Genomic DNA, 19603 nt, shown 5'->3' with positions numbered 1-19603 from the left:
ACCTGCCGCACGTCTTCGGCTCCGCCGAACCCCCTCATCCTAACCTTCTCCCCGCTTTCGGCGGATCTTCGATCCGCCTGTCGCGTCAGCGCAAACGAAGTTTGCGCGTGAGCAGGGGGGAGAAGGGATCTCCGAGAAATCAGCGCACCATCCCGCGCAGCCGGTACAGTTCCTCCAGCGCCTGCCGCGGCGTCAGGCTGTCCGGGTCGATCCCCGCCAGAGCCTCTTCCACCGGCGACGGCCCCGCAGGCGTCGCTGCCACCGCCGCTTCGGCCTTCGGCGCCGGCCGTTTCAGCGCCGCGCTGAACAGCGGCAGATCCTCGGCCAGCCGGTGGATCGTCGCGTTCTGGTCGCCCGATTCCAGCAGCTTCAGCACCTCGTCGGCCCGCCCGACCACCGCCGGCGGCAGGCCGGCCAGCTTGGCGACGTGGATGCCATAGCTGCGATCCGCCGCGCCCGCCGTCACCTCGTGCAGGAACACCACGTCGCCCTGCCATTCCTTGATGCGCATGGTGTGGCAGGACAGCGCCGGCAGCTTCGACGCCAGCATCGTCAGTTCGTGATAGTGCGTGGCGAACAGCGCCCGGCAGCGGTTCATGTCGTGCAGATGCTCGACGCAGGCCCAGGCGATGGACAGCCCGTCGAAGGTCGCGGTCCCGCGCCCGATCTCGTCCAGAATCACCAGAGCCCGCGCGCCCGACTGGTTCAGGATCGCCGCCGTCTCCACCATCTCCACCATGAAGGTCGAGCGCCCGCGCGCCAGATCGTCGGCGGCGCCGACGCGGCTGTAGAGCCGGTCGACCACCCCGATATGGGCCTGTTCCGCCGGGACGAAGCCGCCCATCTGCGCCAGGATCGCGATCAGCGCGTTCTGCCGCAGGAAGGTCGATTTACCGGCCATGTTCGGACCGGTCAGCAGCCACAGCCGGTTGTCCGTCGCCAGATCGCAGTCGTTGGCCACGAACGGCCCGCCATGGGCGGCGTCCAGCACCGCCTCCACCACCGGATGCCGCCCGCCCTTGATCGAGAAGGCGAGGCTGTCGTCCACCAGCGGCCGGCTGTAGCGCCGTTCCTCCGCCAGTTCGGCCAGCGAGGTGGCGACGTCCAGCGCCGCCAGCGCATGCGCCGCCTGGGCGATGGCGTCGGCCTTGCCGGCGACCACCTCGACCAGCCCGGCGAACAGCTCCAGCTCCACCGCCAGCGCCCTGTCGGCGGCCTCCGAAATGCGCCGCTCCAGATCCGACAGCTCCACCGTGCCGAAACGCACGGCGTTCGCCATGGTCTGGCGGTGCATGAACACCTCGCGGCCCCGCTCCGACATCAGCTTGTCGGCATGAGCGGCGGTGACCTCGATGTGATAGCCCAGCACATTGTTGTGCTTGACCTTCAGCGACGGCACCCCGGCGATCTCGGCATATTTCGTCTGGAGGCCGGCGATCAGCCGCCGGCTCTCGTCGCGCAGCGTCACCAGCTCGTCCAGCGCATAGCTGTAGTCCCGCGCGATGAAACCGCCGTCGCGGGCCAGCAGCGGCAGCTCCGGCGCCAGCGCCTGGGTCAACTGGTCGACCAGTTCCGAATGCGCGCCCAGCCGCTTGTCCAGCGCCGCCAGCCCGTCCGGCAGCGGCATGGCCCCGGCCAGCAGATCCCTGATCAGCCCGGCCTGCCGCAGCCCGTCGCGGATCGCCGCCAGATCGCGAGGCCCCCCCCGGCCCAGCGTCAGCCGCGACAGCGCCCGCTCCAGATCGGGACAGCTGCGCAACGCCTGCCGCAGCTCGGCCCGCAGCCGCTCACCCATCAGCGCGAATTCCACCATGTCGAGCCGGCGGCCGATGGCGACGGGATCGGTCAGCGGCGAGGTCAGATGGGCGCAGAGCAGCCGGGCGCCGGCCCCCGTCACCGTGCGGTCGATGGTGGCGAGCAGGCTGCCGCGCCGCTCCCCGCTCAGCGTCCGCGTCAGTTCCAGATTGCGGGCGGTGGAGGCGTCGATCTCCATCACCGCCCCCGGTCCCAGCCGGCGCGGCGGCGACAGCCGGGGCACGCGCCCCTTCTGCGTCAGCTCGACATAGCCGACCAGGGCGCCGGCCGCCGCGACCTCCGCCCGGCTGAAAGTGCCGAAGGCGTCCAGCGTGCCGACGCCATACTGGGTCAGCAGGCGCTGCTTGCCGTTCTCGCTGTCGAATCGCGGGTTGGGCTGCACGGTCAGCCGCGACTTCCAGTCCGTCCACAGCTCGAACAGCTCCGGCGTCTGGCTCAGCTTCTCCGAGATCAGCACCTCCTGCGGGTCGAGCCGCCCCAACGCGGCTCCCAGCCCGGTGCGTTCCACCGGCTGCACCACCAGTTCGCCGGTCGACATCTCCAGCCAGGCCAGCCCCAGCCCGCCGGCCGTCTCCGCCACCGCCGCCAGCCAGTTGGAGGAGCGGGCGTCGAGCAGGCTGTCCTCGGTCAGGGTGCCGGGGGTGACGATGCGGATGACGCCGCGCTTCACCACCGATTTGCCCCCGCGCTTCTTCGCCTCGGCCGGGTCTTCCATCTGTTCGCAGATGGCGACGCGGAAGCCCTGGCGGATCAGGCGCTGCAGGTAATTCTCGTGGGAATGCACCGGCACGCCGCACATCGGGATGTCTTCGCCCAGATGCTGACCGCGCTTGGTCAGCGCGATGTCGAGCGCCGCCGCGGCATTGACCGCATCCTCGAAGAACATCTCGTAGAAGTCGCCCATCCGGTAGAACAGCAGGCAATCGGGATGCGCCTGCTTGATCTCCAGATACTGCGCCATCATCGGCGTGGCGTCGGGCGGGATGACGATTTCTGCGATGTCGGACACGGGAACCACGGAGCCTTGGATGGGTGTTGTTTCGGATGCGCACCCTATCACGGGATATGCAGCCGCGGGATAGGCGGCTTTGCCGAGCCTGGGACAATGGCACGTGGGACAATAGGGCGCGCACGAACGACTCGGGTCCAGGTCCCTGTTGCGGTTGACGGGCGCGCGCAGTCGGTCGCTACAATAGGGAAAGCTGAAAAATAGGGAGACGGCCATCATGACGCAATCGACCGGGCAGACCGTGCCCGCCGCCACACCAGCCGAGGTGCGGGAGGTCGTTGCCCTCTTCGCCACCCGCGCCGCGTTCGACCGCGCGGTGGAGGCCCTGCTGGCGGCCGATTTCGACCGCGCCGACCTGTCGGTCCTGGCCAGCCACACCTCGCTGGAGGCCGCCGACCCGAAATACCGGCCGCGCGACGAGGCGCTGACCGGTCTGGTGGGCGAGCTGAAATACGCCTTCCCCCTGACCACTGCCGGCCTGATCGCCATCGTCGGCGGCCCCATCGAGGCGGCGCTGGCGGCGCTGGTCGCGGCCGGTGTCGGCGGCGTGGCGATCAAGGACTATCTGGACGAGCTGACCAGCCATCCCAAGCCCGACGAGTTCACCCGCGCGCTGGAGGCCGGCGGCATCATCCTGTGGGTGCGGGTGGAGACGGCGGAGCGCGAGGCCCAGGCCTCCGCCCTGCTGGATCGCGAAGGCGGTGGCAACGTGCATGTGAGCGTCCGCGGCGCCTGACGGAGGGACGGGCAGGGGGTAAGGCAGGCGGTGTAAGGCAGGCGGCGTCAGGCGGTCAGGTTCATCACGGCGCCGCGCTTGGCGTCCTGTCCCGTCAGCTTCCGCTTCAGCTCCTCGGCGATTTCCTTCTCGACCGCCTCCCGCTTGTCCGACGGCATCGACTTCAGGTCGTCCTCGGTCATCTTGTGACGGGCGAGCCAGTCGTCGCGGATCCGCTCGGCCGGCGTCTTCTTCGATTCCTTCAGGAAGGCGTTGACCGCGTCGGTGTCGGTGGTGGGCCCGGCACTGCTGCCCCAGCCCTTGCGCTCGGCCGCCGTCTGCGACTGGGTGTAGAGGGAGTTCGAATAGCCGCTGTAGCCGTTGACTTGCATCGCGGTGGTCCCGCTGTCGGTTGCGCCGCCGCCGGACAGAACCTGCCGGCAGTGCAGAACGCGATGCAATTTCAACGCCGAACGGAAAATCTTTCCATTTCAGGGGCTTGAGGGGTCTTCCGGGGCGGCGGAACCTGCCGCCGGGCAAGTTCTGCCGGCCCATTCCTGCCGGTTCCTGCCTTCGCGGACCCTTCCCGTCAAGCCGCGGCGGCCTGCCGGCGTTTCGGGGTGTCGACCATCCGCAGCCCGTGCGCCCGGTACTGTGCCTGGACGATGGACGCCCATCCCATGCGGATCAGCGTCAGCTTCACCCCGTCCGACAGGTCGTCGCCGGTGACGAGGTCGGTCACCTGCCACATCAGCGTGTCGTCCACCGACCGCGGGAACATCGCCGCCACCCGCAGCAGCCGCGCCATCAGCGCCGCCACCGTCTGCCGACCCAGCCCGCGTTCGGCCAGCGCCAGCGCGTCGTTCAGCGCCGCCAGCTCCCGCCGTCCCTTCAGCGATGTCTCCTTCGCCGATGTCTCCGCCGCGCGTCCCGTGCTCGTCCGGCCGGTCATGGCCCGTCTCCTGCGATACCGTCCATGGTGACCAGTCTGGCCCCGCAACCGGGGAGGCGCTGTGACGGCCGTCACAACCGGGGTCACATGCAGGGGCCGGGACCCTGGTTTTCCAGTGCGGGCGTGCTACCTGAAGGCTTTACCGCTATAGTGCGGCCGTTGCGGCCATCCGGATCGCCTGCACGCCGCTTTAGAAGCCGAGGTTTTTCCCGACCGATGCTGTCCCGCTCCAAGGCGTTGCCCCCGCCAGAGTCGCCCGCGCCCGCCATCCCGAACAAGCGCGCCATCATCTCCCGCCGCAAGCTGTCGGGGGAGCTTGAGGATCTGGTCGCCGAGCACGGCACCGGCGACAAGCTGCGCCCGGCGCTGATCGCCTGCCTGCGCAAGTCGCTGGCCGAGGGCAGGGCGGAGGTGCGGCGGCGCTTCGACGCCGGCGGCTCGGGCGAGCAGTGCGTGCGGGAAAACTGCTACCTCGCCGACCGCGTGGTCGGCACGCTGGCCGACTTCACCGTCCGCTTCATCTTCCCCACCGCCAATCCGACCTCGGGCGAGGTGTTCGACGTGGTGGCCACCGGCGGCTACGGCCGCGGCGAGCTGGCGCCCTTCTCGGATATCGACCTGCTGTTCCTGCTGCCCTACAAGCGCACGCCGCGGGTGGAGCAGGTGGTCGAATACATGCTCTACATCCTGTGGGATCTGGGGCTGAAGGTCGGCCATGCCGTGCGCAGCATCGACGAGTGCATCCGCCAGTCCAAGGCCGACGTCACCATCCGCACGGCGATCCTCGAATCCCGCTATCTCTGGGGGCCGGGCAAGCTGTTCGCCGAGTTGCGCAAGCGCTACGACAAGGAGGTCGTCGCAGGATCCGGTCCCGAATTCGTCGAGGCCAAGCTGGCCGAGCGCGACAACCGCCACCTGAAGATGGGCGACAGCCGCTATGTGCTGGAACCCAACCTGAAGGACGGCAAGGGCGGCCTGCGCGATCTCCAGACCCTGTTCTGGATCGCCAAGTATCTCTACCGGGTCGAGGGGGTGGACGAGCTGGTCGGCAAGCATGTGCTGACGCCGGAGGAGGCGCAGCGCTTCGCCAAGGCGCAGAACTTCCTGTGGACCGCGCGCTGCCACCTGCATTACCTGACCGGCCGGCTGGAGGACCGCCTGACCTTCGACGTCCAGACCAGCATCGGCGCCGCCATGGGCTACACCGACCATGCCGGCACCAAGGGCGTCGAGCGCTTCATGAAGCATTACTTCCTGGTCGCCAAGGATGTCGGCGACCTGACGCGCATCTTCTGCGCGGCGCTGGAAGCGGAATCGAAGCGTCCGCCCAAGTTCAACCTGCTGCGTCTGGCCTCGGTCGCCCGGCGCAAGGACGTGGACGGCTTCATCGTCGACGGCGAGCGGCTGAACGCCCGCAGCGACAAGCAGTTCAAGGAACAGCCGATCGACATGATCCGCCTGTTCCACACCGCGCAGATGAACGACATCGACATCCACCCGGCGGCGCTGCGCTCCATCACCCGGTCGCTGTCGGCCATCGGCCCGAAGCTGCGCAACGATCCGGATGCCAACCGGCTCTTCCTCGACATCCTGACCGGACCGAAGGATCCGGAGATCACGCTGCGCCGCATGAACGAGGCGGGCGTGATGGCCCGCTTCATCCCCGATTTCGGCCGCGTCGTCGCGCAGATGCAGTATGACATGTACCATGTCTACACGGTGGACGAGCACACGCTTTTCGCGCTCGGCATCCTGCACAAGATCGCGTCCGGCGAGCATGCCGACGAGCTGCCGCTGTCGACCGAGGTGATCCACAAGGTCGTCTCGAAGCGGGCGCTCTATGTCGCCGTCCTGCTGCACGACATCGCCAAGGGCCGCGGCGGCGACCATTCGGTGCTGGGCGCCCGCGTCGCCGAAAAGCTCTGCCCGCGCCTCGGCCTGACGGCGGAGGAGACGGAGACGGTGGCGTGGCTGGTGCGCTGGCACCTCGCCATGTCGCACACCGCCTTCAAGCGCGACCTGGAGGACGACAAGACCGTCCGCGACTTCGTGGCGCTGGTCCAGTCGCCGGAACGCCTGCGCCTGCTGCTGGTGCTGACGGTGGCCGACATCCGCGCGGTGGGGCCGCAGCGCTGGAACAACTGGAAGGCCACGCTTCTCCGCGAACTCTACAACCGTTCCGAAGAGCTGATGTCGGGCGGCATGACGGTGGAGGGCCGCGGCCGGCGTATCCAGGCCGCCCAGGCCGCACTGCGCGCCGAGCTGACCGACTTCGACGAGGCGGCCTTCGAGCATCACAAGGGCCTCGGCTACCCCGGCTACTGGCTGGCCTTCGACACCGACACGCTGGCCCATCAGGCCCGCATCGTCCGCGAGGCGGAGCGCGAGCAGCGCCCGCTGACGGTGGAGACGCGCGTCGACCGCGGCCGGGCGGTGACGGAGGTGACGATCTACGCCACCGACCACAGCGGCCTGTTCTCCCGCCTCGCCGGGGCGCTGGCCGCCAGCGGTGCGGACATCGTCGATGCCCGCATCTTCACCATGACCAACGGCATGGCGCTCGACGTCTTCTCGGTGCAGGACGCCGCCGGCGGCGGTGCCTTCGAGAGCGGCGACAAGCTCGCCAAGCTGTCGGTGATGATCGAGAAGGTGCTGTCGGGACAGTTGAAGCCGCTGAACGACCTGTCGACCCGCCGCACGTCCCATGCCAGCCGCACCCGCGTCTTCCATGTGCCGCCGCGCGTGCTGATCGACAACAATGCCTCCACCACCCACACGGTGATCGAGGTGAACGGCCGCGACCGTCCCGGCCTGCTCTACGACCTGACCCGCGCCTTGTCGAACCTGACCCTGCAGATCAGCTCGGCCAAGGTCTCGACCTTCGGCGAGAAGGCCATCGACGTCTTCTATGTGAAGGACGTCTTCGGCCTGAAGGTGACGCATGACGGCAAGTTGTCCAAGATCAAGGAACGCCTGCTGAGCGCACTCGACGACCCCACCGGCGACGCCCCGCCCCCGGCGGCGGTCAAGCGGACCCGGACCAAGGTGACGGGGGCTTAGAACCTCTCCCTCGGAGCGGTAACCCTCTCCCCGGGGGGGAGAGGGGACAGACCCCAGAAACCGACGCTATCACGGCGCCATGAACACGCTGGCGTGCTTGCCGGCTTCGCCGCTGCCCAGATCCTTGGCGATCACCGCGACATCCGTCGACCCCGACTTCACCGCCGCCGCCGGCACCTTCACGAACACCCGGAAGGTCGCCACCGAGTCCGCCTCCGCAGTCAGCGTCAGGCTGCCGCCGCTGCCGGCCGCCTCATCCCCCGCCACCGACAGGTGCGCGTCGCGCAAGCCCTCGAAACTCACCGCATAGCTGCGGGCGACGTGCGTCTTGTTCAGCACCTTGATGGTGTAGGCGTTCTGCACCGACCCGTCGGACAGCGTCACGAACAGCGGCGCCCGGTCGCGCAGTACGCTGACGTCCAGCGTCGGCCGCAGCATCAGCGCGATGCCCATGGCGCAGAGCACGACCAGCATGATCAGCGAATAGATCACCGTGCGCGGTCGGACCAGCTTCACCCGTTCCGGCTTGCCGTCGATCTTGGCGATCTGGTTCGACTGGGTGTCGAAGCGCACGAGGTCGATCGGCCGGCCGATCTGCCGCATCACGTCGTTGCAGGCATCGACGCACAGGCCGCAGCCGATGCAGGAGATCTGCTGGCCCTCGCGGATGTCGGTGCCGGTCGGGCAGACATGGACGCACTGCTTGCAGTCGATGCAGTCACCGAGCCCCGACGCCTGCCGGTCGTCCCAGCTCTGCGACTTGCGCAGCGGCGCCCGGCCTTCGCCGCGCCAGTCCTCGTAGGTGACGAGGAAGGTGTCCTCGTCCACCATCGCCGACTGGAAGCTGCGCCACGGGCAGACATAGATGCAGATCTGCTCGCGCGCCCAGCCGGCGAAGAAATACGTGGTGAAGCTGAACAGCGCGATGAAGGTCGCCACCCCGCTGGTGATCTCGCCGTGCAGCAGTTCGCCCATCAGCGTCGGCGCGTCGTTGAAATAGAACACCCAGGCCCCGCCGGTCAGCAGCGAGATGGCGACCCACGCCGCATGCTTGGCGGTCTTGCGCGCCAGCTTCGCACCGGTCATCGGCGCCTTGTCCAGCCGGATGCGGGTGGTGCGCGGGCCTTCGATCTTGCGCTCCACCCACATGAACAGGTCGGTCCACACCGTCTGCGGGCAGGCATAGCCGCACCAGATGCGCCCGGCCAGCGTGGTGGCGAAGAAGATGCCGAAGGCGCCGAGGATCAGCAGGCCGGTCAGGTAATAAACCTCCTGCGGCCAGATCTCGATCCACAGGAAATAGGCGCGCCGCCCGACCATGTCGATCAGCACCGCCTGGTCCGGGATGCCCGGCCCGCGTTCCCAGCGAAGCCACGGCGTGATGTAGTAGATCGCCAGCAGGACGATCAGCACCGCCCATTTCAGCTGCCGGAAGCGCCCCTTCACGTCGGCGGCATAGACCTTGGGCCGGTCGATGAACCAGTGGCGTCCCGGTTCCTCCTGCGGCCCGGCGTGGGTTTTGGCAGCGTGCTTGCCGGCAGGTTCGGGGCGGCGGGTGAGAGTGGTGTCTTCTTGGCGAAGGGACATGGCATCTTTCCTCGGCCGTCAGCGGCACGGGTGGCGTCAGCGTCGTCCCTTCTCCATAAGACTTCCGTGATGGAGCCGCATTGCGCAATGTCAATCCGGCCCCGGTTTTCTCCGCCGCCGCCCTCAAACGGTCTCAAGCGGTCTGGCCGCGCAGTTCCGCCAGCCCGTCGTGATAGGCGCGGTCGAACAGCGCTTCCAGCCGGGCGTCGGTCCCGCGCAGGCCGGCGACCACAGCATGGGCCCATTCGAAATACTCGACCTTGCGCGACAGCGGCCAGTCGGCGGGCGGGCTGTGCGCCATCGAGCGCAGGTTCGACACCTTGTCGGCCAGCTTCACCAGCTTCGCGCGGGTCGAGGCATGGGGGGCGGCGTCGATCTGGTGCTGCTTGCGCTCGGCCTTCGACATGCGCTTGTCGTCGGTGGTCTCGGCGACGACCTGCACCACCTCGGTGCCGAACAGCTGCTCGATCTCCTCATAGCTGGCGTCGGTGTCCTCCAGCGTGTCGTGCAGCAGCGCGGCGATCACCACCACCGGGTCCTTGCCGGCCGTCGCCTCCGCCACCAGCAGGGCGACTTCCGACAGGTGGTTGACGTAGGGCTCGGCGCGCACGCCCTTGCGGCGCTGATCGATGTGCTTGTGCGCGGCGAAATCCAGCGCGCGGGCGAAATCGAGGAGGGGGGCGCCTGTAGAGGAGGCGTTTGGCAGGCTCATGCTGTTCTCTCGGCTGGGGCATTGCTTTATTCTCCGCCCCGGGAACTCCCGATGCCGAAGGACCGCGCCCATGTTCACGTCATTCTTCTTCGATCTGCGCAAGGCCGGCGTGCCCGTCTCGCTGACGGAGTACCTGACGCTCATGGAGGCCATGAAGCAGGGCACCGCGTCCTTCCGCGTCGAGGATTTCTATTATCTCAGTCGTGCATGCTTGGTTAAGGACGAACGCAACCTCGACCGCTTCGACCGCGTCTTCGGCGCCACCTTCAAGGGCCTGACCGACGAGACTTCGGCCGCCGACGAGGTTCCCGTCACCGACCTGCCGGAGGAGTGGCTGCGCAAGCTGGCCGAGCGCTTCCTGACCGACGAGGAGAAGGCGCAGGTCCAGGCGCTGGGCGGCTGGGACAAGCTGATGGAGACGCTGGCCCAGCGTCTGGCCGAGCAGAAGGGCCGGCACCAGGGCGGATCGAAATGGATCGGCACCGCCGGCACCTCACCGTTCGGCGCCTACGGCTACAACCCGGAGGGCGTGCGCATCGGCCAGCACGAGAGCCGCCACCGCCGCGCCGTCAAGGTGTGGGACCGCCGCGAGTTCAGGAATCTCGACGACCGGGTGGAGATCGGCACCCGCAACATCAAGGTGGCGCTGCGCCGCCTGCGCAAGTTCGCCCGCAGCGGGGCGGCCAGCGAACTGGACCTGCCCGGCACCATCCGCGCCACCGCCAACAACGCCGGCTGGCTCGACCTGAAGATGGTGCCGGAGCGGCACAACACGATCAAGGTGTTGCTGTTCCTCGACATCGGCGGCTCGATGGACGACCACATCCGCCTCGTCGAGGAGCTGTTCTCCGCCGCCCGCAGCGAGTTCAAGCATCTGGAGCACTTCTACTTCCACAACTGCGTCTATGAGGGCGTCTGGCGCGACAACGCCCGCCGCCACACCGAGCGGCTGTCGACCTGGGACGTGCTGCACACCTATCCCGCCGACTACAAGCTGGTCTTCGTCGGCGACGCCGCCATGAGCCCCTACGAGATCGTCTATCCCGGCGGCAGCGTCGAGCATTGGAACGAGGAAGCCGGGCAGGTGTGGATGCAGCGCCTGCTGTCGGTCTACGCCAAGGCGGTGTGGCTGAACCCGACCCCGCCGCAATACTGGGACTACTCGGAAAGCACCCGCCTGCTCCAGCGCCTGATGGGAGGACGCATGTTCCCACTGACGCTGGAGGGGCTGGACGGGGCTATGCGGGAGTTGGGGAGGTGAGTGCGCGCACTGCTCGTTAAGGTATGTGGGAGGATGAGTATCGATAATTTTATTGCGCGCAAATGTTGGTTAAAAATACCTGAATACGATACAACATTGACAACTTAAAGTAACTTAGAGAATTCTCGAAGGGGGTAGCCTTTTTGGAGAATTAAAGTGATAAGAATAATCTCTTTGGCAGCGTTGCTGGCGTTGACCCTGTCAGCTTGTGGTCCTCAGATGCCGCCGCTCAACTTCTCAGTGCCGAATGTCGGCCCGTCCCAGGTCAAACTCGACGCGGAAGTCAAATCGATCACGGTTGCGATTGCACGCCCGGACGAGGCGACGGGCGAGTTGCCGAACGGATTGGAAATCGTCCCTCCGATGTGGAAGACGTCCCTTGAAGAGGCGTTGACGAAGATGGCGATCTTCAAGGACGATGCGCCGAAGAAAGTGTCCATTTCGGTCAAGGTGCTCAAGGTCAACATCCCTGGATTCGGTGGCGAGTTCACGACCGAGACCGGTGCGCGTTACGAGATCATCGACCGTTCCAACGGTTCGATAGTCCTCACGACGGACGTGAACAGCAAAGGCACGGTTCCCTTTGACTACGCGTTCGTCGGCGCGGTCCGCGCCCGTGAAAGCATCAATCGTTCGGTCCAGAACAACATCCTGCAGTTCCTGCAGCAGCTCGAAACGACGAAGCTGAATCAGCCGATGATTCCGGCGACCGGCGTTCCTGCGCCCGTCCAGGGCAAGGGAGTGCCGACATCGTGACCGGCCGCGGGTTATTGCTGCTGTCGGTTCTCGGTGCCTGTGCCATGGTGACGGCATGCGCGCCGAACATCTCGCCGGACAGCTATGCGGCGGGTTCGGTCGGGCAGGTTAATCGGACGGTCCGTGGCTTGGTGGTCAGCGCCCGCCCGGTTGCCATCGGCGGGACCCAATCCGGTCTGGGTGCCGGTGCCGGCGCTGTCGCCGGTGGGGCCGCCGGTTCCTCGATGGGCAGCGGTCCCCGCGGCAACATCATCGGTGCAGTGGGGGGCGCGCTGGTCGGCGGCGTGATCGGCGCGATGGCGGAGGACGCTGCGACTCGCCAGGATGGGATGGAGTATGTCGTCCAGACCGACAACGGTGCCCTTCTGACCGTCGTCCAGGGCAACGCCCCTGCGTTCGCCGTCAGTCAGAAAGTTCTCGTCCTTTACGGGTCGCGTTCGAGGATCATTGCCGATCCCACCTGACGGTAACGCTGGCGGGGGCGCACGCCTCCGCCGGCCGGTCTTCGCTGTGCTTCCGGTAATGTATCATCGCCACGCCGACGACTGGCGATGACACGCAGGCTGGCTTTTTGAAGCCAGTCATGGACAGGACTTTGAGCCGCATTGTAGGAATAAATACCAAATTCCTACGGAGCGCTCCCATGCCCGACTGCCTGTCCCCCGCCGCCCACCCCACCGATCACTTCCCCCGCTGGGCCGAGGAGCCGCCGGTTCCGCCCGAAGGCTTCCTCGTTCCCGGTTCGCGCTTTCACGAGGAACAGTGGGTGATGGCCGCCGGCATGCTGGCGCGCGGGGCGTCCTTCCAGCAGGTCGCCCGCGCCATGGGGTGCAGCCGCACCACGCTGTGGCGGGCCTATTATGGGTCGCAGGCGTTCCGCCATCGCGTCTGGTGGGAGCGGCAGGCGCTGAACCGCGAATCGGAGCTTCGGCTCGGCTCGCTGCGCGCCCTGGTGACCGAGCAGATCGAGCGGCTGGTCTCCGCCGGCGATCCCTCCACCGTGCGCTGGCTGGCGGAGCGGCTCGGCCTGTTCAAGGACTTCGACGATCTCGCCGCCAAACAGACCGCCGCCCGGCAGGACCAGCCGGTGCCCTTGGCCACCGCCGAATCCACCGCCGCCGAGTCCACCGCCGCCGAACCCGCCGTCCCGCTCCCCGGCCTCGACGACGACAGCATCCCCGGCGCGATCCGCGAGCACAATCCGCCCGACCCGAAGGTGATCGCCGCCATCGTCGCCCGGCCGGAGGCGGAGGGGCCGAAGGGCGTCTATCCCTGGACCGTCAACCCCGACGATCCCTATCCCAACCTTGGCTCGGCCCTGGAGCGCCAGGGCGGGGAAGGGGCGTTCCCCCGCCGCCGCTGAGCGGATGCGACAGTTGAACGCCGCCCGGAAAACGGTTCACGGCGTTTCAAACGTTCCATCCGCGGCAGCGCCGGTATCCCGCCCCAAACCGCCGCCTCACACCGCCGCCTGTTCGATCAGCCGGTTCGCCAGCGTCACCTTCTGCGCCAGCGTCGTCGCCAGGATGCGGTGCAGGACCAGCGCCAGTTCCGGGTCCTCGCGCTCCAGCCGGGCGAGCGTCGCCGCGGTCAGCCGGTGGATGGTGGCGGGGGTTTCCACCACCACGTCTGCGCCGCGGGTCTGGCCCAGCAGCAGGGCGATCTCGCCCACCACCGCCCCGGCGGTCATGGTGCGCAGCCGCAGGCTCCGGCCGTCGGGCAGGGCGATCTGCACCTTCACCCGGCCGCGCCCGATGATGAAGACGTCGCTGGCCGCCTCGCCGGCGCGGATCAGCACCTCGTCCGGCTCCAGATGCAGGGTGTCCAGCGCCGCCACCGCATCGGCCAGCCGGGGGTGCGGGCCGGTCATCGACTCCAGATGGCGCAGCAGCGGCGCGTCCACGCCGCCGCCATCCGCGCCGTTTCCGGCCAGCAGCGCCTCCTCGCAGGATTCCAGCGCATGATCGAGGTCGGACGCACGGCGCAGCACCGGGTCGCGGTCGGGGTCCAGGCCGCAGTTGCGGAAGGCGTCCTCCACCGCGTCGGGCAGGGCGCTCAGCACCAGCGTGGCGCCGGCCGCCTCGATCAGGTTGCGGATGCGGCGGAACACCCCGGCGGCGGCCGAGTCCATACCCTTGATGTGGTGGAAGTCGATGATCAGGAACCGCAAGGGCCGCGACCCCGCATCTCCGCTGGCCCGCTCCAGCCAGTCGCGCACCGGCCCGACGATCTGCTCGGCGGTGCCGAAGAACAGATACCCTTGCAGCTGCATCGCCTCGATGGCCGCTCCGGCGCCGGTCAGGTGCAGGCTGGCCGCCGGGCTGCGGTCGACCCGGCTGCGCAGCTCCGCCCCGCTGTGCCGGCCGCGGATCACCGGCAGCCGGGAATAGCTGTAAACGAACATCGCCAGCGACACCGCCAGACCCAGCGCCAGCCCCTCCATGAAGCCGATCCCGGCAATCGCCAGAACCACGGCCAGCACGATCAGCCACTCCGTTCGCGGCAGCCGGCGGCGCGCCTCGATCAGCCACTCCTGCAACAGCTCGACGCCGAGGAACAGGATCAGCCCGGCGGTCAGGAACACCGGCGTCACCGACACCAGCCACCCCGCAACGAACAACCCGCCCAGGATCACCGCCGCGGTCGCCAGCCCGGCGCCGCGTCCGCTGGCGCCCATCCGCCCGGCCAGCAGGGTCATGCCCAGCCCGACATAGCCGGACGGCCCGCCCAGCGCGCCTGCCAGCAGGTTGGCCGCCCCGGTGCCGCGCAGCTCGGCGTCGGCGTCGATGTCGCGCCCCTGCGCCAACTCGATCCCGCTGACATTCAGCAGAAGGCCCAGCATGCCCAACACCGCGACCGAGACCATCGCCGGCAGCGCCGCCGCCACCCGGCCCCAATCGGCCAGCGCCAGCACCTCCGTCGGCACCGGCAGGCTGAACCCGCCGTCGCCCGCCACGCCGGGCAGCCAGCCCCAGCCGCGCGCCTCCTCCGCCGTCACCCCCAGCAGGGGCAGCCCGGCATGGAAGGCCAACGCCGTCGCCAGCAGGACCAGCGGCATGGTGAAGGGGCTGTCGCTGCGCCGCATCGCCAGCACCAGCAGTCCGGCCAGCCCGACCGCCGCCACGGCGGTGACCGCCACCATCGGCGCCGCCAGCCCGGCGATGCCGGCGCCCAGCCCATGCCGTCCGCTGACCATCGCCAGTGCGCCTTCCACCAGCAGCCAGCCCGACCCGGCGAGGAAGCCGGCCACCACCGGATAGGGAAAGAACCGCACCAGCCGCCCCAGCCGAAGCCGCCCCACCGTCCAGAACAGCAGCCCGGTCACCAGCGTGCTGCCGCCCAGGATGGCGAAGGCGGTGGCGATCCTCACCCCCTCCGGCGCGCTCTCCAGCCCGGCGGCCATGGTCGCTACGGTGGAGGCCAGGATGGCGACGCCGGTTTCCTGCACCAGCGCCACGGAGTTGGGCTGCGTGCTGCGCAGGGCGACCAGCAGCGCCAGGATGGCGGCGCTCAGCAGCACCACGCCGACCCCGGCGCCCAGCCCGGCCGCCAGCGGCCCGGTGAACAGCAGCGCGGCAATCGCCAGCCCGTTGCCCAGATTGTCGATGCCCGCGATCAGCCCGATCATCGCAGATGCGATCGGGCGCCGGCCGGGATGCGCAGGGTGGCCGGTGGAAGGCTTCCGAATGGGGGCGTCGCTCATGATGTCGCGTTCGGTCCGGCTGATCGGTCGGGTCTTGTGCAAAGGCCTGCGTCACGGCGGCGGACCGCCATCACCGGTGCAGCAGTGACCGGAATCCTGCTGCCCAGGCAAGCAATAAGCGGTGATGAATTGTGCTGCGCCACCCTGCATTGCGCCAGCCGGTTCGTCCCCTGCGGATCGACGGTGCTCCGGCCCGGCCGGGAGCGGGCACGGCAACATATGTTCATGCGTGTGATTGCATTGCAAAGATCAATTATCAGGAATCATATCTCTCGATATATGACGTTATCGAGGGAGTATTTCATGAAGCATGCATATTTGCTGGGCTTGCTGGTGCCCCTGGCGCTGGGCGCCGCAACTGGCGCCGCAACGGGCGCGCTGGCCGCCACCGCCGCCAAGGACGCAACGAAGGATGTCGGGGAGCCGGCCGGCGAAGCCTTCGGCAATCCGCCGCTGCTGACCAATTCCGAATCGCCGCGCGTCGGCTCTCTCCTGATGCGCCAGCCGCAGGCGACCGCCCGCCCGCACGCCGGGCAGGCGCGCAATTACGATCTGTTCGTGTCCTTCACCGACGGCTATATCCGCAACCCCGCCCAGGGCCGTCCCGACGCGGTGCGGCTGCGCAGCTACCGCGGCACCAACGTCGACCCCAACCATCCCTATGTCGCGCCGACCATCGAAGCGACGCCGGGCGACACGGTGCGAATCAAGCTGCACAACGAGCTGCCGGCCGATCCGGACTGTACCGGCCAGCCGGCGGCGGACATCAACAAGCCGCACTGCTTCAACGGCACCAACCTGCACAGCCATGGCGTCTGGGTCAGCCCGACCGGCAACAGCGACAACGTCCTGATCTCGCTCAATCCGGGCGTCGATTTCGAATATGAATACAACATCCCGGCCGACCATCCGGCCGGCACCTTCTGGTATCACCCGCACCGCCACGGCTCCACCGCCCTCCAGGTCGGCAGCGGCATGGCCGGCGCGCTGATCATCCGCGGCGACCGCCCGCCGACGCGCGAGGCCAACGGCGATCTCGACACCCTGCTGACCAGCCCCAGGGGCGTGGCGATGACCGACCGGGTCCTGCTGTTCGAGCAGATTCCCTACGCCTGCACCAAGGACGGCAAGCTGAAGACCAATGCCGACGGCTCCATCGACTGGAGCTGCGCGCCGGGCGAGGTGGGCGAGGTGGTGTCCTACGACCAGTTCGGTCCGGGCACCTGGGAGCAGTCCGGGCGCTTCACCACCGTCAACGGCCGCGTCCGTCCGATGTTCGCCAACGCCAGGACCGGCGAACCGGAGCGCTGGCGCCTGATCCATGGCGGCGTCCGCTCCCCCATCACGGTGGAGTTCCGCAAGCTCGACCCCACCGGCTTCTTCCAGAGCGAGAAGACCCTGTCGGCCGCCGGCCAGGACCGCTTCGCCAAGGAACGCTGCGTCGGGCAGCCGGTGCCCTACATCCTGGCGGCCTCCGACGGACTGACCATGGAGGAAGGGCAGGTGCGCACCAGCGTGCCGATGCAGCCGGGCTACCGCGACGACCTGCTGGTCAACTTCCCCGAACCCGGCATCTACTGCGTCATCAACAAGCCGTCCGCCGCCAACGCCAGCCCGGACCAGACCGCCACCTCGACCGGCGTGCTCGGCTTCGTCCGGGTGAAGGGCGACCGCATCGTCAAGGACCCGGTGAAGGAGACCATCCGCCGGCTGACGGTCAACGCGACGAAATACGCGCCGTCGGTCGCCAAGGAGGTCATCGACGGGCTGACCGCCCGCTGCTTCGCCAAGACGATGGTCGATACCCCCTATTGCCCGCGCTTCTCGAAGTTCACCGCCCACCGGCCGATCACCGAGCATGAGGTGATGCACCAGCCCAAGCAGGAGCTGACCTTCTTCATCAACCTGCCGCCGGAAGGGGGCAAGCGCACCAACGCGCTGTTCCAGGTCGCCGACAGCTTCGAGGTGGTGGAGAATCCCGACGGCACCTATGGCCCGAAGGGGGCGGCCGCCTACCGGCCGAACGTGGACAACCGGCCGGTGGTGCTGGGCACCGCCCAGCAGTGGGAGCTGGCCTCCTACTTCGTCAGCCATCCCTTCCACATCCACGTCAACCCGTTCCAGATCGTCTCGGTCATCGGTCCGGACGGCCGCGACGTCAGCGAACCCGGTTCCGGCGATCCGGACTATGCCGGCATGAAGGGCGTGTGGAAGGACACCATCTGGGTGAAGAGCGACAACAGCAGCGCGCTGACCTCCGCCGAGCCGCCGAAGGGCGTCTACAAGGTGACGGTCCGCACCCGCTACGAGCGCTTCATCGGCGAGTATGTGCTGCACTGCCACATCCTCGACCATGAGGACCAGGGCATGATGCAGAATGTCAGCATCGGCGTGCCCGATGGCCGCGGCGGCGTCGCCGGGGCGCATCACTGACCGGACGCGCGCACTCCCCGCTTCCGCAATGTCCGGAGCGGGGAGTGCGCTCCCCCCGATGCTGCGATCCGCCGCTGCCTCCAACCATTGAAAAAGGCCCCTGTTTGCGTCTACGGTCGCGCGTCCCCTTGGAGTGAGTGCATGCGCGATATCACCCCCGTCACGGTCGCACGCGGCGACGGCATCGGCTCGGAGATCATGGATGCCGTGCTTTATGTGATGAATGCGGCCGGCGCGCGGCTGAAGGTGGAAGAGGTTCCGGCAGGCGAGGCCGTCTACAAGCGGGGTCATCCCGGCGGGCTGGATGCCGCCGGCTGGGGATCGATCCGCCGCACGCGGGTCTTCCTGAAGGGGCCGATCACCATGCCCCAGGGATACGGCAACAAGTCGCTGAACGTCGTCGCCCGCACCACGCTGGGCCTGTTCGCCAACGTCCGCCCCTGCGTCTCCTACCACCCCTATGTGCGGACCCGGCACCCGCGCATGGACGTGGTCATCATCCGCGAGAACGAGGAGGACCTCTACGCCGGCATCGAGCATCGCCAGACCGACGACGTGATCCAGTCGGTCAAGCTGATCTCGCGTCCGGGGTCGGAGCGCATCGTCCGCTATGCCTTCGACTTCGCCCGCTCCAACCACCGGCAAAAGGTGACGGCCTTCGTCAAGGACAACGTCATGAAGATGACGGACGGGCTGTTCCTGAAGATCTTCTACGAGATCGCCGCCGATTACCCGGAGATCAAGGCCGACCACATGATCGTCGACATCGGCGCCGCCCGGCTGGCCGACCAGCCGGAGCGCTTCGACGTCATCGTCACCCTGAACCTCTACGGCGACATCGTTTCCGACATCGCCGCCCAGCTGACCGGCTCGGTCGGGCTGGCCGGTTCCGCCAACATCGGCGAGACCTGCGCCATGTTCGAGGCGATCCACGGTTCGGCCCCGATGATCGCCGGGCAGGGCATCGCCAACCCCTCCGGCCTGCTGATGGCCGCCGTGATGATGCTGGTCCATATCGGCCAGGGCGACATCGCCGCGCGCATCCACAATGCGTGGCTGAAGACCATCGAGGACGGCATCCACACCGCCGACATCTATGCCCGCGGGCTGGGCCGTGTCCGGGCCGGCACCGCCGCCTTCGCCGAGGCGGTGGTGGAGCGGCTGGGTCAGACCCCGGTCACCATGCCGCCGGTGGGCTATTCCACCGCAAGGCCGGCCTATGACGGCATCAACCGGCTTTCACCGCGCGTGCGTGCGCTGAAGGAACTGGTCGGGGTGGACATCTTCCTGCATTGGTCCGGCGGCCTGCCCGACGATCTGGCGGAGCTGGTGCTGCCGCTGTCGACCGATGCACTGAAGCTGACCAGCATCTCCAACCGCTCGCAGCGGGTCTGGCCGGACGGCAATGCCGATGTCTTCTGCACCGACCATTGGCGCTGCCGCTTCCTGTCGCAGCAAGGCCCGGTGCAGCATGGCGCCATCGTCGAGCTGCTGGGCCGGCTGGCCGCAGCTGGGATCGACTTCACTCAGACCGAGAATCTCAGCAATTTCGACGGCAAGGCCGGCTTCTCGTCGCCGGGCCAGTGATCCGATGGGCGGA

The 19603-nt window shown here is 68.0% G+C and carries 14 protein-coding genes; 8 read left to right on the top strand and 6 right to left on the bottom strand.

What is annotated here, in order from left to right; translation table 11 throughout:
- Window positions 1-139: 139 nt before the first annotated feature.
- Window positions 140-2779, bottom strand: coding sequence for a DNA mismatch repair protein MutS (mutS, locus tag ABNQ40_RS24685; protein ID WP_109490680.1), 2640 nt, complete (start codon window positions 2777-2779; stop codon window positions 140-142).
- Window positions 2780-3041: 262 nt separating this feature from the next.
- Here mutS and ABNQ40_RS24680 point away from each other — a divergent pair, with 262 nt between their 5' ends.
- A complete protein-coding gene (locus ABNQ40_RS24680) occupies window positions 3042-3560 on the top strand; it encodes a hypothetical protein (protein ID WP_109047659.1) in 519 nt (172 codons plus the stop codon).
- Window positions 3561-3607: 47 nt separating this feature from the next.
- Here the strand turns inward: ABNQ40_RS24680 and ABNQ40_RS24675 are convergent, their stop codons facing one another.
- The gene (locus tag ABNQ40_RS24675) at window positions 3608-3931 is read right to left on the bottom strand and encodes a hypothetical protein (RefSeq protein WP_146255394.1); all 324 of its coding nucleotides are present in this window, start codon (window positions 3929-3931) and stop codon (window positions 3608-3610) included.
- Between the two features lie 197 nt (window positions 3932-4128).
- Window positions 4129-4491, bottom strand: coding sequence for a hypothetical protein (locus ABNQ40_RS24670; RefSeq protein WP_109047661.1), 363 nt, complete (start codon window positions 4489-4491; stop codon window positions 4129-4131).
- A 216-nt stretch (window positions 4492-4707) separates the two neighbouring features.
- Here ABNQ40_RS24670 and ABNQ40_RS24665 point away from each other — a divergent pair, with 216 nt between their 5' ends.
- Window positions 4708-7551 (top strand): [protein-PII] uridylyltransferase, encoded by a 2844-nt coding sequence (locus tag ABNQ40_RS24665; RefSeq protein ID WP_109047662.1) that lies wholly within the window; start codon window positions 4708-4710, stop codon window positions 7549-7551.
- Between the two features lie 69 nt (window positions 7552-7620).
- Here ABNQ40_RS24665 and ccoG read toward each other — a convergent pair whose 3' ends face one another.
- A complete protein-coding gene (ccoG, locus tag ABNQ40_RS24660; protein WP_109047663.1) occupies window positions 7621-9138 on the bottom strand; it encodes a cytochrome c oxidase accessory protein CcoG in 1518 nt (505 codons plus the stop codon).
- Between the two features lie 133 nt (window positions 9139-9271).
- Entirely contained in the window at window positions 9272-9850 is a 579-nt protein-coding gene (locus tag ABNQ40_RS24655; protein WP_109047664.1) for an HD domain-containing protein, read from the bottom strand.
- 70 nt (window positions 9851-9920) lie between these two features.
- Here ABNQ40_RS24655 and ABNQ40_RS24650 point away from each other — a divergent pair, with 70 nt between their 5' ends.
- From ABNQ40_RS24650 to ABNQ40_RS24635, 4 genes are all read left to right on the top strand, one after another.
- On the top strand, window positions 9921-11111 hold the full coding sequence (locus ABNQ40_RS24650; RefSeq protein WP_109047665.1) for a VWA domain-containing protein: 1191 nt from the start codon (window positions 9921-9923) through the stop codon (window positions 11109-11111).
- Between the two features lie 174 nt (window positions 11112-11285).
- Window positions 11286-11867, top strand: coding sequence for a hypothetical protein (locus ABNQ40_RS24645; protein ID WP_199235221.1), 582 nt, complete (start codon window positions 11286-11288; stop codon window positions 11865-11867).
- Complete coding sequence (locus tag ABNQ40_RS24640; protein ID WP_247879522.1) at window positions 11864-12331, top strand: glycine zipper 2TM domain-containing protein; 468 nt, start codon at window positions 11864-11866, stop codon at window positions 12329-12331. The genes ABNQ40_RS24645 and ABNQ40_RS24640 overlap by 4 nt, the downstream gene beginning before the upstream one ends.
- 179 nt (window positions 12332-12510) lie before the next feature.
- Window positions 12511-13230: a hypothetical protein gene (locus ABNQ40_RS24635; protein WP_109047666.1), complete on the top strand. Its 720-nt coding sequence runs from the start codon at window positions 12511-12513 to the stop codon at window positions 13228-13230.
- A gap of 96 nt (window positions 13231-13326) precedes the next feature.
- Here the strand turns inward: ABNQ40_RS24635 and ABNQ40_RS24630 are convergent, their stop codons facing one another.
- Window positions 13327-15495 carry an SLC26A/SulP transporter family protein gene (locus ABNQ40_RS24630; protein ID WP_109047667.1) on the bottom strand — a complete coding sequence of 723 codons (2169 nt, stop codon included), beginning with the start codon at window positions 15493-15495 and terminating at the stop codon, window positions 13327-13329.
- A 378-nt stretch (window positions 15496-15873) separates the two neighbouring features.
- Here ABNQ40_RS24630 and ABNQ40_RS24625 point away from each other — a divergent pair, with 378 nt between their 5' ends.
- Window positions 15874-18003 (top strand): multicopper oxidase family protein, encoded by a 2130-nt coding sequence (locus ABNQ40_RS24625; RefSeq protein WP_109047668.1) that lies wholly within the window; start codon window positions 15874-15876, stop codon window positions 18001-18003.
- A 141-nt stretch (window positions 18004-18144) separates the two neighbouring features.
- Window positions 18145-19590 carry an NADP-dependent isocitrate dehydrogenase gene (locus ABNQ40_RS24620; protein WP_109047669.1) on the top strand — a complete coding sequence of 482 codons (1446 nt, stop codon included), beginning with the start codon at window positions 18145-18147 and terminating at the stop codon, window positions 19588-19590.
- Window positions 19591-19603: the final 13 nt, after the last annotated feature.

It is taken from the genome of Azospirillum sp. A23, from assembly GCF_042938965.1.
In the GTDB taxonomy this organism is placed as follows: Bacteria; Pseudomonadota; Alphaproteobacteria; order Azospirillales; family Azospirillaceae; genus Azospirillum; species Azospirillum melinis.
Note: the sequence above shows the minus strand (reverse complement) of the source record. Positions and strands in the feature narration are given on the sequence as shown.

Excerpts from the sequence above, each read along its gene's own strand:
- mutS (WP_109490680.1), bottom strand. The coding sequence starts at position 2,779 with ATGATGGCGCAGTATCTGGAGATCAAGCAGGCGCATCCCGATTGCCTG.
- ABNQ40_RS24680 (WP_109047659.1), top strand. The coding sequence starts at position 3,042 with ATGACGCAATCGACCGGGCAGACCGTGCCCGCCGCCACACCAGCCGAG.
- ABNQ40_RS24675 (WP_146255394.1), bottom strand. The coding sequence starts at position 3,931 with ATGCAAGTCAACGGCTACAGCGGCTATTCGAACTCCCTCTACACCCAG.
- ABNQ40_RS24670 (WP_109047661.1), bottom strand. The coding sequence starts at position 4,491 with ATGACCGGCCGGACGAGCACGGGACGCGCGGCGGAGACATCGGCGAAG.
- ABNQ40_RS24665 (WP_109047662.1), top strand. The coding sequence starts at position 4,708 with ATGCTGTCCCGCTCCAAGGCGTTGCCCCCGCCAGAGTCGCCCGCGCCC.
- ccoG (WP_109047663.1), bottom strand. The coding sequence starts at position 9,138 with ATGTCCCTTCGCCAAGAAGACACCACTCTCACCCGCCGCCCCGAACCT.
- ABNQ40_RS24655 (WP_109047664.1), bottom strand. The coding sequence starts at position 9,850 with ATGAGCCTGCCAAACGCCTCCTCTACAGGCGCCCCCCTCCTCGATTTC.
- ABNQ40_RS24650 (WP_109047665.1), top strand. The coding sequence starts at position 9,921 with ATGTTCACGTCATTCTTCTTCGATCTGCGCAAGGCCGGCGTGCCCGTC.
- ABNQ40_RS24635 (WP_109047666.1), top strand. The coding sequence starts at position 12,511 with ATGCCCGACTGCCTGTCCCCCGCCGCCCACCCCACCGATCACTTCCCC.
- ABNQ40_RS24630 (WP_109047667.1), bottom strand. The coding sequence starts at position 15,495 with ATGATCGGGCTGATCGCGGGCATCGACAATCTGGGCAACGGGCTGGCG.
- ABNQ40_RS24625 (WP_109047668.1), top strand. The coding sequence starts at position 15,874 with ATGAAGCATGCATATTTGCTGGGCTTGCTGGTGCCCCTGGCGCTGGGC.
- ABNQ40_RS24620 (WP_109047669.1), top strand. The coding sequence starts at position 18,145 with ATGCGCGATATCACCCCCGTCACGGTCGCACGCGGCGACGGCATCGGC.